The sequence below is a fragment of the Chryseobacterium sp. SG20098 genome (assembly GCF_031844745.1).
Lineage (GTDB): Bacteria > Bacteroidota > Bacteroidia > Flavobacteriales > Weeksellaceae > Chryseobacterium > Chryseobacterium cucumeris.
On the sequence record NZ_CP134622.1, the window covers coordinates 1,395,571 to 1,408,053 of the forward strand.

8 protein-coding genes are annotated in these 12,483 nt (G+C 36.9%); all 8 read right to left on the reverse strand.

All coding sequences use genetic code 11. The annotated features are described in order from the left end of the window. Nucleotides 1-15: 15 nt before the first annotated feature. The 8 genes from RHP76_RS06445 to RHP76_RS06480 all read right to left on the reverse strand — a co-directional run bounded on the left by RHP76_RS06445 (nucleotide 16) and on the right by RHP76_RS06480 (nucleotide 12,476). A complete protein-coding gene (locus RHP76_RS06445) occupies nucleotides 16-387 on the reverse strand; it encodes a VOC family protein (RefSeq protein ID WP_120231655.1) in 372 nt (123 codons plus the stop codon). Between the two features lie 71 nt (nucleotides 388-458). Next, the gene (locus RHP76_RS06450) at nucleotides 459-929 is read right to left on the reverse strand and encodes a hypothetical protein (RefSeq protein ID WP_311229761.1); all 471 of its coding nucleotides are present in this window, start codon (nucleotides 927-929) and stop codon (nucleotides 459-461) included. 11 nt (nucleotides 930-940) lie between these two features. Then, nucleotides 941-1,396, reverse strand: a complete 456-nt coding sequence (locus tag RHP76_RS06455) for a DUF1569 domain-containing protein (RefSeq protein ID WP_062671753.1) — start codon at nucleotides 1,394-1,396, stop codon at nucleotides 941-943. Between the two features lie 288 nt (nucleotides 1,397-1,684). Beyond that, nucleotides 1,685-2,893: an ABC transporter permease gene (locus RHP76_RS06460; RefSeq protein ID WP_311229762.1), complete on the reverse strand. Its 1,209-nt coding sequence runs from the start codon at nucleotides 2,891-2,893 to the stop codon at nucleotides 1,685-1,687. 63 nt (nucleotides 2,894-2,956) lie between these two features. Next, nucleotides 2,957-3,913, reverse strand: a complete 957-nt coding sequence (locus tag RHP76_RS06465) for an HlyD family secretion protein (RefSeq protein WP_120231658.1) — start codon at nucleotides 3,911-3,913, stop codon at nucleotides 2,957-2,959. Between the two features lie 11 nt (nucleotides 3,914-3,924). Further along, nucleotides 3,925-5,343 (reverse strand): TolC family protein, encoded by a 1,419-nt coding sequence (locus tag RHP76_RS06470; RefSeq protein WP_120231659.1) that lies wholly within the window; start codon nucleotides 5,341-5,343, stop codon nucleotides 3,925-3,927. Between the two features lie 582 nt (nucleotides 5,344-5,925). Further along, nucleotides 5,926-6,414, reverse strand: a complete 489-nt coding sequence (eco, locus tag RHP76_RS06475; protein ID WP_034699598.1) for a serine protease inhibitor ecotin — start codon at nucleotides 6,412-6,414, stop codon at nucleotides 5,926-5,928. 155 nt (nucleotides 6,415-6,569) lie between these two features. Beyond that, complete coding sequence (locus RHP76_RS06480) at nucleotides 6,570-12,476, reverse strand: alpha-2-macroglobulin family protein (RefSeq protein WP_311229763.1); 5,907 nt, start codon at nucleotides 12,474-12,476, stop codon at nucleotides 6,570-6,572. Nucleotides 12,477-12,483: the final 7 nt, after the last annotated feature.

Sequence of the window (12,483 nt, forward strand, 5' to 3'; positions counted from 1 at the left end):
ATGTGTTTTTAATTATTATCTGTGTTGATCTATAAGAATCATATTTCCATCCGGATCTTTCAGATAGATATGTTCCGGCCCGGAGGTGGTTTCATCGGCTTCTCTACCGATTTCTACTCCGTTTTCTTTTAATCTTTTCTGAATTTCACGCACATCATCAAAAGATTCCAGATTCTGTGCATTTTCGTCCCATCCCGGATTGAAGGTAAGCATATTTCCATCAAACATTGCCTGAAAAAGGCCTATCAGTGTAGAACCGTTTTTCATGATCAGATAGTTTTGTGCTTCTGTTCCTGCCATAGTTGTAAACCCAAGCTTCTCGTAAAAGTCTTTTGATTTCTGAAGATCTTTTACGCTTAAGCTAATTGAAAATGCGCCTAGTTTCATAATGTTTGTAAGTTTTTAAAGTAAGCCCCCGAGGTCTGGGGTATTGTTAAGTCGAAGATAATGAGGTTGTTTTACTGATTTTTAAGATGGGTCTTAAATTCAATGGTTCCGTCATAACTTTTCCAATCGCCTGTAAGTTCGATGTGCTGCTCTTCAATTTTCTCTGTCTTTCTGTTCCATTTGAAATTGTAGACAAACTTCCCTTTGAAAAGTCCGGAATGTTTTCCTTTATTCTCTTCTGCCAGCTCATATTCTCCGTATACGGTTCCCTGTTTTTTGGAATCTTTATATTTTGAAATGGTAATTTTCCCTTCAAATTTTGCATAACTGGTATCCACAAGAGAATATCCTGAAACAAAATATTCCTGATCATTTTTTTTATTCTGCTCAGAGATATTGATCTTCAGTTTCAGTTCCTGGCCTTTATTTCCAATGGTTCCTATATAAGGTTTACTGTTATTCAGCCATGTATTGGAAATATCAGGCATCTGACCCAATACAAAATTGGCAGCCAAAATGAAAAGTAATAAAAGTTTTTTCATACAAAGTGTATTTAAACGCCAAATTGTGCCAGGTGATGGTTCAGGTGCTTGGCAAACATATTGTTCCATTCCTGGGAATTCAGTTTACCAAAAGAAAAAGATTCTTTACCATCGAACGCATCTGCTCCCAGCTGCTGAGTCTTCTGGATAAAACCAATCAGTCTTGTTTTTTCTTCGTGAAAATTCTTTCTGGTGGTAATCAAAAACTGTGGAGCGGTAGGAGAATCTCTTGGATATGCTTTTTCTCCCACTACTTTAGGTTTTACAAAAGTTTTTAGTATAAATTTTGCAATGGCTCCCGGTTTTTTGTGTTTTTCCGGTTCATAGATCATTTCATAGGTAATACAGCAGTGTGCCAGCATTTGGTCTACTGTCATTTTCCCCCACAAACCGTGAGTATCTTCTACCAATTTGTTGATCCTATCTATATAGTTTTGAGCATCTTTTGCATCAAATACATTTTCCATATAATTTCTATTTTACTATGGACAAATATATCAGTTTTTTTGTTTGATTTTATTGTTGAATGAAAAAATTGAGAGGTGCTTGTTATGAGATACGAGTTACGGGGTACGGGATTCGAGTTCGAAAGTTTTTCGGCTATTTTTCGATTATTTTTTACATATTTTTCCCTGCTCTTTAATTTGTTGGGTATAGATACTGATCATCTGCCAGCCTATATACTACAAAAGTAACCAGCAAACCAGCATCATATCAACCTCTAACTTAAAAACCAGCAACAAATTAACCAAAAACTACTCTATCTCTTCCCGAGAAGTATCCTCAGTTGTAATTTCCTGGGGTGCAGATTTTTTGAAAATAAACCATAGTTTGATCTTTAAAGCAATCCAGCCTATGATCGCATATATTACTAAAAGGATGCTTAAGTGTTTCAGATATGGGAAAGTAAGCTCTACCGAACCTTTTTGAATCAATAAGATCTTGAAAGCCTGTAAAAAGGGAGCCAACGGAATAATATTCGCGATAAACTGTACAAAAGCAGGCATTGCATTTAAAGGCCATGTAAAACCACTGATAATGAAAGCCGGCGAAGCAATGACCATCAGGATTTGTGTCGCCTTCAAAGCATCCGGAATCAGAATACTGATGAATACTCCCAAAAATGAAGCCGATCCCACAAATACCGCTGTGAGGAGAATAAAATTGAGTATTCCTTCCGGCATCGGAACATGGAAAATCATGTGCATAAAGTAATAAATACCTACAATAAGAACAGAAAACACCCAGATCGGAATGACTTTAATCAACATGGTCGGGAAGGCCCATTTTTTCATTTTCAAATATTCTTTCACAAAAGATCCTCTTTCGAATTCTGCAGCAAAACTCACTGCCATTGCTAATAAAATAACCTGCTGTAACACTACTGCCAGCATTGCAGGCCACATAAAGATCAGATAGTTTCCGGTTGTATTGAAAAGGGTTATATAATTGGCTTTGAAAGGTTCGTATTGTGTTGCAGCCTTTACAGCGGGCATTCCTGCTTTCTGAAGAGCTTTGATGGAAACTCCGGCAGAAAATGTTCCTATGGTCAGCTGAAGTGCTTTCGATGCGAAATTTGCTGTTAAAACGTTCCCTGTATTGATATAAACATTCAGTTCCGGATATTTTTTCTGCAGCATATCTCCTTCAAATCTTGAGGGAATAATTACTACCGCAGCAGCCTCATGCCGGATCACCTCATCTTTAATACTGAGAGGTTCCTGCAGATATCTGATAATTTTGATGCTTTTGTTATCATCCAACATTTCCGTCAGTTGGTTGGATAACGGTGTATTGTCTCTATCAACAACCAAAACAGGAGTATTTTCAACTTTTCCGCTTTTGTAGACAAACCCCAGCAAGGTGGCATAGAAAACCGGTGCCAAAAAGAACACCGTCCTTAAGGTAGAATTGCCGATAAAAAGTTTGAACTCACGTTTCAAAAGACGGAAAAATTCTTTCATCTGTATATTTTTATAAGTGGAGAACGAAATGAAATTCAGGAAACTTCATCAGTCCTTTTCAATTTATTTCAGGATTACATTGGCATTGACTAAAATATTTTTAGCCTTATTCATGTCTTTGGGTTTTACTTTGATCTCGTAGATAGCGTCTTGTAACTGATAGTCCGGGTAAGCCGTAGTGATATCTGCATACTTTGTCAACTGCTTAATGTATACGATATTTCCTGTCAGGTTTTCTTTGTTATAGACTACCTGCATGGTAACCTCCTGCCCTTTTTTGTACTTTGAAATAGCACTTTCAGGAATGGTAAATCTGAAATACGTACTCTCCGGAATATATCCGTTGAACAGAGCAAAACCAGCAGTTGCCAGTTCCCCCGTATTTAAGCTGATGGTCTCAATTTCCATATCATTGGTGGCAATGATATATCGTTCGGAATAGGCTACATTTGCTTCCTGTAAAGCGCCTTTAGCCTGTGATGCCTGTCCGGCGGCCATTTCTACTTTTTCGAAACGGGTTCCTCTTTTCACATCATCCAATTCTGCCACTACAGCATCATATTGTGCCTTTGCGCCCTGTAATTTTGCATAGATTTCGTCATGGGCCTGTGGAGACATTAAACTGTCGCGGAACATATTATTGGCTCTTCTGTATGATTTCTGAGCAAATTCATATTGTTCCTTCAATCCCTTATATTTGGCCTGAAGCTGTCGCATCTGATCGGCTGTCGCTCCGTTTTTTGCCATCTGCTCCTGAGCCGTAGCCGCACTTACTGCTCCTTGCGCCTGTGCAATTTTTGCAGAAACTTCCGGTACATCAAGCTGAGCCAGGGTATCTCCTTTTTTCACAGTCTGACCTTCAGAAACATATATTTTCAGAATCCTTCCGGTAACTTTAGGGGCAAAAGAGATCACATCCTTTTTGGTTTTCCCTTCCGGATCTTTGATTTTCTCGTTTTTTTTGTCACAGCTCCCCAATAAAAACAGAGCAGCGAAGAGTATAGATATATTTTTATGCATCATTTAAATTTTTAAGGGATTAAATAAAATTTGGTGATATCCAGTTCCTGGGTAGATCTCATCAGTTCTATTCCCGCTCTTCTCTGGTTGAAAATGGCATTCTGATATTCCAGTTCTGCAACTTCCAGATCATTTTCGGCATCAATAAGCTGTGAAGATTTGCTCATTCCGTATCTGAATTCTTTTTCTGCCTGTACGAGTGCATTTTTAGCCAGCTCTTTTTCTTTGGCTTTCAGGGTAATCTGCGCAGAAGCGATATCATAATTGGTTTGATTATTGGCAAGATTCAATGTCAGCTTTTTCAAAGCATCTTCTTTCTGATTTTGCAATACTTCTTTTCCTACTTTGGCAGTTTCTTCAGCATGTTTTCCTTCTTTACCATCAAAGATTTCCCATTTAAAACCAACCCCCGCAGTAATCAATGGAAATACATTGATATTATTGGGTCTCCAATCCAGCTTTTTCCCTTCATATCCAAGAATTGGCACAGCAGGGATTACATTTTCCGAAGATTTTATTCTGTTCCCGTACAATCCGATATAATAGGCAGAAGCCATCAGTTGTACTTTAGGAATCATCCACGTTCTTTCTGCTTTTATTTTATAGTCTGCCGCACTGATTCCATGTTCCAGTGCACGGATTTCTGCTCTCTGTTCAATCCCTTTTTCTGCAGCCAGCAATTCTACAGGAGATAAGACAGGATCAATCATTCTGAGCCTTTCTCTTTGAATCCCTGTCAAAATATAAAGCTGGGTAAGAAGAAGTTCTTTTTTCCCTTCATATTCTACCATTTTTGCATCCAGAGTAGCCTGGGCGAGTTCAATTTTTTTATGGTCATAAGGCGTTATCAAACCATAGCCAAGCGCTTTATCAGCTGTTTTTCGGTTGATATCCAATCTTTTTTTACTTTCATCCAGAACCTTTTTAGACTGATGAATCAATGCTAACTGATCATAGGCTTTGGAAATGGTGGCAATCACCTCATCTTTTGTTTTTTCCAGAAGGATATCTTCAGACTTTTTCTTTTCTTCCACCGCTTTTTTCATGTACTTCACCTTTCCTCCTGAATACAGCAGCATTTTGGCATCTGCCTTGGCAATACCTGAAAATCCGGATACATTGAAATTATTGTTGAAAGTCCCTTCGGGAATATTGATAAAGGGAGCGAGATTGAATTCCGGGGACGTCAGTCTTGCTGTTCCGTTAAGATAACCGGCCTGACCGCTCAATTCCAGGGTTGGAAGAAAGATATCCTTCAGTTTGTGCTCGTCAAGATCGGTAAGCTTATTTTGGGTAATCTGCATTTTAAGGTTCGAGTCCCGAACCATAGCACTATCCAGAAGTTCTTTAAAATCCGGCGCAGACTGTGCCCAGCCAAAAGCGGGGAAAGCAAAAAAACTAAACGTAAAAATCAATAAATTGTTTTTCATGGTTTATGTTTATAACAAATATAATGCAAAAAAAGATAAAATACTTAAAGATAATTCAACAAGGTAGTGAATTTAAAGTAAGTTTAAAATATGTTTAAGTTTAAAACCTTATAAAATAAAGTTTTGTCGGAGTCGTTTAAATGTTAATTAAATACTAGAAAACCTGAAAAAAATTTTAACTCTACTTTTTCTGCATTATTTTTACGACACTTTTTTCAGGAAACAAAGGAAGAAAAGAACATTCTCTGGAAAAATCATTCTGAATTTGGAATTTGGATTCCTTCACAATGACAAACTGGATGGATAGGCTTGTATAATAAATTTCTTAATCTATAAAATCTGTGAAAAACAATATTTAATAGGAACGGGCTTTAGCCTGTTTAATAAAAAACAAAACTTCAATTGGCTTTAGCCGAAACCTAAAGTACAACGTAGTCTTCGCAAAAGCATTGTTGATAGCTTTGAATTCGTTCGCAAGGGCGTTTCACTTAGCAAAGACATGACGAATTATTTTACCCTGAAAAAAACGAAAACTCCCCACATCGCTGTGAGGAGTTTTCTGTATCATTATAATAAGCTGATTTATTTTTGAACTGCTTTTTTCATGGCAGCATCAGGGCGTAAAATTCTGTAACGAACTTCAATGTCTTTCGGTACGTAGAATACCAATGGAAGTTTACTGTTATACCTTACAATTTCAGGTTTTAAAGTCACAAACTTTTTAGTCTGTTTTTTATCCAGGCAGCCCATCAGTGTTCCTGCCGTTTCCCCTTTAGATTCTACTTCATAATAGTTGTATCCCCATCCCTGAAGGTCCTGAGTTTTCATTTCTCCCATTAAGAAATAGTTATTACAGTCTAACATCTTTTCAGCACCTACAAAAAGTTCAACTTTTAAATCGTTTTCATTTTTTGCTACGGGAAGCTGAATATATACTTGCTTATATCCTTCTTTTGCTTTTGGGAACATTTCAATCTGTAGTTTTTCAAACTTTTCTGCTTTCTTTTGTGCGAAAGCATTTACTCCAGCCATTAATACTAATCCTGTGATTAAAGTTTTAGAAAATTTCATCTTTTAATAATTTTTTTAATTGCTACTATCTTAATTCCAAAAACCATTCCAAATTAAACAATTGTTTGGTTTTCGATTTAATTCTATTTTTATTAAAAATCTAGAAATAAAAAACTGTAGTAAAAAAAATTACTACAGTCTTCTATGTTCATCAGTTACTCTGAAATTGTTACATTACTTCCTTTTGTATGGGCATTCATCTGCGGTGCGTAATAATTCTGCATCGTTGTAATTCCGTTGGAGAATTTTCCGGATGCATTGGCTAATACATCATATTCAAATACATATTTTCCTTTCGGCATATATTGAATATAGAAATTGGTAGAAGCATCTTTGGTCGACTGATAGTAGCCCAGATTATTTTTCCATTGATATCCGGATAATACATCTACAGGCTCAAATCCTGCTGCACGCATATCTTTAATATGAATAAACTCCATCGCTCTGTCTGTATTCAGAATCATTCTTACGGTTACTTTATCTCCCACTTTCAATGGGGTTTCCACTGAGATTTTCTGAAGTTCTTCTCCGTTTACCGTTTTCACTTTTTTATAAAGTTCTTTCGTTACAGAAATATAATTTTCAGAAGATTTAATTTTATCGAGATCTTCGTAATACTGCCAGAACAATCCTCCCTGCACAATTCCGGGACCAGGTTTTGTAACCGTTACGGTGGCTAAATTTTTATCTATAGCTTCCGGTTTCACGGTTGATTTTACATAACCAGTTGCCTGTGTCTGAGGAGCCAGTTCTTTTCCACCCCAAACAATCGTTGCTTTATCACTTTCTGTACCCGTCCATGATTTTCCTGAATTCAAAATGGTAAAGATCACCTCAGCTGTTCCTCTTGAGCTTCCCCATGAGTTGACTTCTTTTTGGGTTACCAGCCAGATCTTCATATCTTCAATAAAAGATTGATCATTAGCTTTCAATTTGTTGAAAGCTTCCAGTGCTCCGGCATGGTTAACTACTTTGGAACCAAACCATCCCCAATCATTCAGGTTTTGTTTCCAGTAGACTCCTTGTGTTTTGGTATCTGTGGAAGTTTCTTTAAGGTAAGTCATTAACTTATCTGATACCTCTTTCAGACCATAATCGTTCATCAATAATGCCGCACGGTGAAGTCCGAAGAATGTAAAATCTGTGATCTTAGCTGTCTTGGCTTTTTGCTTTACCAGCGTTTTCAGGGTAGCTCCTTTTCCTTTTAAAGAATATTGCTGCTCCCAGTAGTTTCTGGTATCAAGATAATCCATCGTCCAATTGTTCCAGACATTTCCTTTTTTTGCATCAAAATATTTATTCACCTCATTATCTACATACTGGATCAATTTAGCAACAAGTACTTTTTGATCTGCATTTTGATAATCCTTCACATTATCTTTTAGCCATGAATTGATTTTTCCTAAGTTTTTAAGGATATACAATGACGTTCCGTAAGAACTTGGGTAGCCGGGATACCATGAGAATCCACCGTCAGGATTTTGTAGTTTTTTGAAATCATCCCAATCCTGATTAATGGAGTTTTTCATCGTGTTGACATCAAACAGCAATGCCAGCTTTTGCATCTTCTCGCCTTCATTTTTGCTTTCCAATACCCAAGGAGTTTCTTCAAGCAATAACTGTTTCAACTCCTGATTTTTTTCCAGATTTGATTGTAATAGTCCTTTGTTCTGATATTCTTCAAAAACTGTTTTCATTTTCGGATTGGCTTTGAAAATTTCCGAAGCCAAAACATCTGCAAACCATTTATTAAAGATCACATCTGCAGAGTTATTCTGATCATTTTTCAGACCTGGAAGGGCAAACATGATCTCCCAGATTGGATTGGTTGTCAGTTCCAGCGTATTGGAAACATTGGAAGCCGTTGTGGACGTATTATTTTTAAGATTGTCTAACACAAATGTTTTGGTTTCGCCTTCTTTCACAAAAACCGGAACAGCATCCGTCACAATCATTCTGTTAGGCAATACAGCAATAGCTTGCTGCTCACCGTCAGAATACCGACCTGCTTTAGCCACTACTTTGAAAATAACAGAAGAAACATCATCCGAAACCTTTAATTTCCATGTTAATGCACTGCTTCCGTTTTCGTTCAGACTGAAGTTTTGTACTCCGGAAGTGACTCCAAACTTCGAAGAAATATTTTCATTGGTAAAGGCATCCAGAATCTGTAATTCGGCCGAACCATTTAGTTTTTTATCGGTAAGATTGGATAATTTCGACTGTAGATTCAGTTCATCTCCTTCTCTCAGGAATCTAGGATAGTTTGGCGTTACTGAGAATTCTTTCTGCGTTACCACTTCTTTTTCCAACGTAGCTGCTCTTGCATCTTTTGTATGGGCAAGGAACATCAGTTTCCATTTGGTCAGTGCTTCCGGAGAGGTGAACTCGAAGTTGACATTTCCTTCTGAATCGGTTTTCAAATCCGGATAGAAGAAGGCCGTTTCGTTCAGGTTTTGACGAACAGCTATTTTATCCAGTGCCTCTTCGTTTGCAGCCGCTTTTCTTGCGTCCATTTTTGGAGCTTTTAGAGGTTCAGGAACTACATTCTGCATCACCTCAATTCTATCTTCTGCAACGGCAGCTCTTGCTGTTTTAAATTTCGCCCCAGCAATTGGTGACGGAGGTGGTGCATACGCCGGAGCTTTCACTCCTTCCTGATTGCTAAATCCTACTATAGTTTCCCTTGAAATTGAATAATAATTTCCATCAAACCAGTTAAACTGAGGAACAGTTATATATCTGTCTTCAAAATACTTTAATCTCTTCTGGTAGTTTTGCTGCTGCAGATAATTTCTGATTCCATAAGAAGTCACCATTACAAATGGAGTATATAATTTTCTCCAGCTGTACGTGTTTTTAGCAAACTGATCCAAAGACATATCATACATATTGGCCAATACTTCAGCATTGATCTTTTCCTTGTCATTTCCGGTTACTTTTACCGTCCATTTTTCTTTAGTGTTAGGTTCAAGCTTATCTCTGAAAGTTACGGTTTCAATTTTTAAAGGTTTTTCTGTGTCTTTTATTTTTAAGGAAACAGATTCTGTACTCACATCATTAAATGCTACCAGCTGGAACTGAAGGTTCAGATCTGAAACACTTTTATCTTTAGGAATCTCAGCCGTGTATTCTAATATTCCCTTTTTCATCTGATGAACTTCAGAAACGGTTTTTCCGGATCCATCCTGCACAAAAACATTCACCAGTGCATCAGGAATTGCCGAGAACACATATACTTTAGCTTTTTCACCTCTTGGCAATTGTTCTTTCGGAGCAATCACTGTAAGAAAAGTTTTTTGAGTGGGGTTTAAAGCGGTTTTATCCCAAACACTGAAATACTGTGAAGTTTTGATGGTATCTTTTCCTTCAATATTGAAAAGTTCAAGTTCATAATCCCCTGCTTCCAGTTTTCCTAAATCAAGACTTGCTGCTGCCTGAGAATTATCAGCGGATGGCTGCTGCTGTTTTTCAATCAATACTTTTTCGGTTTTCCAGTTTTTGATCTCATCATTTTTATCAAAAAGATCATGTGGAAATTTGCTGATAAATTCTTCTTTTGAATATTTCGGAAGGTTCTGAACATCAGATTTGAAATTATCTCTGAAAATTCTGTCAGGAGCGGTCAGTTTTGATAGCTTAACCTGATATGGCTTCTTAAGATTCTGATCGTTATAATTTTTGGTTTCCACCTTTACTTTTACATTTTCGTCTGTAAAAGTATTGCTGATATTTTCTGCCTGAATGTAATGAGAAACAGAAGCTACTTTCAATTGGGTATCAGCCGTCTGTGTTTCTCCATTGATATCTGTAACAGATGCACTCACTGCATAGTTATCAATCTGTATTCCTTCCAGCTTTTCATCTTTTTTAAGTTCCAAACGAATCGTAAACTCTCCTTTTTCATTGGTTTTTGCTTCGCCCAGAATCGAGTTTTCATTATCATCATTCTGCGGATACCAGCTGAAATATCTCCATCGGATATTCTGTTTTTTGATTTCATAGTTTACGGCTGTATTACTCAGCGGAACACCGGAAAACATAACAGCTTTTCCTTTCAGTTCTATAGTCTGGCCATATTTGTATTCCTCTTTAACAGGAGCAAAGGTTACTTCAAATTTTGGTCTTTTATACTCTTCTACCCTGAAATTTTTATATCCAGCACTTTCCCCTTCTATTCTCAAGTAAAAATTACCATTCAGTTTTCCTTTTGGAAGGATGAAACTTCCATGATAAGAACCGAATTCATTAGTGGTAAAATCTTGTGAAGAAACTTCTTCACTATTGGTATTTAATAAAGTGATTTTTTGTTTTAGTCCTGAAAGAACTGCTTCAACTTCCTTATTCATTCTGGTGTTGATCACCTTGAAATAAACAGTCTGTCCGGGACGATAGATCCCTCTGTCGATAAAAATCTGAGCCGTTGAACGCGTTTGTTTATTTGGATTATAATCATCGGCATATCCTCTGTTTCCGTACACCTGCATGATCTGGAAATCATTAGTTTTAGGTTGTTGAATCAGGAATGTTCTGTAATATTCTTTGCTGTCTGTAGCAGGAAGCTTAAATACTCCGTTGGCATTGGTTGTTCCCTCAATTTTAGTTAGAGTCTTATTGGAAACAAATTCATAAAACCGAAGCCCTTCATTAGCCAAAGGCTTACCGTTCTCACTATTCACCAATTTCAACTCGTCGGAAAGAGGGCTTCTATCCGTTTTGGATTGATAAATAATCTTGTTTCCGGAAACCAGAAAATATAAATTATGTCTGGAGTCTGTATCTTTCATATCTGCTCCTGCAACTGTAAATTCTGCGACATACACTCCTGAAGGAAGGGGTTTCACTTCCAAAGAAGTTTTATGACTCTGATAATCTTTAGGATCCGGAAGCTGGAATGTTTCCTTCCTTACAAGATTCTTCTTTAGTTTGCTAAAAGTATCTGAATATGAATCCTGAACATATCGAATTAACGAAGTAAAATCGTCTTTTACTTCATAAATATTCAGAGTAAATTCTGATACATTCTGATACTGTACTACAAAGTGAATCGGAAGATTATTCTGCGTCTGTGCTTCATATTTTAAAGTCAGATACGGATTGACAATCTGTGCTTCTTTGCTTTTGATATTCTCCAGAAAAAGAGATTTCGGGTATTCACTTTTAGCTTGTGCCGCTAATGCAAGAGCTTCTTTAGGTTTCTTCTGATTAGTGAGTTCATCCATGACATCTCCCATAATCAACACTTTATAATCTCCCTCTATATTAGATTTCAAAAGCTGCTGAAGTTTATCCTTGCAATGATTGAAATTACAGTTTTCCGTTATCTTTTCTTTCATGAAATACAACTTTGGATTTCCCGTATTCTGTTCGATCAGTTCATCATACATTGCATTGATTGCTGTACGGTTGGCGGTCAGCTCATTTTTGGTAAAAATGTTATTTTCAGATAGAAACGTTATTTTTTTAACGGCATACCAATCCGCCAATGTCGGAAAATAGGCAAAGTCTCCTGTCTCTGAAAAGATATTCTTATACTTTTCCAACGAGATCTTTCTCATTTCAGGTTTTTCCTGATCAAGCTCCTGAAAATTTTTAGTCAGGTAATTTTTAAAATCAAGTTTACTCCAGGTTTCAATCTGAGAAACATCCTGCGAATTGATATTGGTTCTTCCGTTTATTTTCCATGAATCCTGTTGATAATAATCCATAAAAAAGCCATTCAGCAGAACTTTGTACACCAGTTTTCCGTCTCCGCTTATTTTACCTTCTGCCTCTTTAATTTTTTTGAAAAACTGAGAAGCAGCATCATTCTGGTCATCGTCAACAGTTTGGTTTACAATACTGAATTCCGCTTTCAGAGAACGGATCAGCTCGAAGGCATTATTTTCTTTCATGGCTTGTTTTTGTATGTCTAAAATAATGGGAAGATTAGATTTATAAGCTCCTTTCACACTGTTATCAGCTACTTTTTTCCATTGGGTATCGTAATATTTCTGTGCGGATACCATTGAAAAGCTCAGCATTACAAGCAAAAGCAGAAAAATCTTGGAAAATCTTTTCATATATATT

Bases quoted from the DNA above. Each gene is read 5' to 3' on its own strand.
- RHP76_RS06480 (WP_311229763.1), bottom strand. From the start codon at position 12,476: ATGAAAAGATTTTCCAAGATTTTTCTGCTTTTGCTTGTAATGCTGAGC.
- RHP76_RS06465 (WP_120231658.1), bottom strand. From the start codon at position 3,913: ATGCATAAAAATATATCTATACTCTTCGCTGCTCTGTTTTTATTGGGG.
- RHP76_RS06450 (WP_311229761.1), bottom strand. From the start codon at position 929: ATGAAAAAACTTTTATTACTTTTCATTTTGGCTGCCAATTTTGTATTG.
- RHP76_RS06455 (WP_062671753.1), bottom strand. From the start codon at position 1,396: ATGGAAAATGTATTTGATGCAAAAGATGCTCAAAACTATATAGATAGG.
- RHP76_RS06445 (WP_120231655.1), bottom strand. From the start codon at position 387: ATGAAACTAGGCGCATTTTCAATTAGCTTAAGCGTAAAAGATCTTCAG.
- RHP76_RS06460 (WP_311229762.1), bottom strand. From the start codon at position 2,893: ATGAAAGAATTTTTCCGTCTTTTGAAACGTGAGTTCAAACTTTTTATC.
- eco (WP_034699598.1), bottom strand. From the start codon at position 6,414: ATGAAATTTTCTAAAACTTTAATCACAGGATTAGTATTAATGGCTGGA.
- RHP76_RS06470 (WP_120231659.1), bottom strand. From the start codon at position 5,343: ATGAAAAACAATTTATTGATTTTTACGTTTAGTTTTTTTGCTTTCCCC.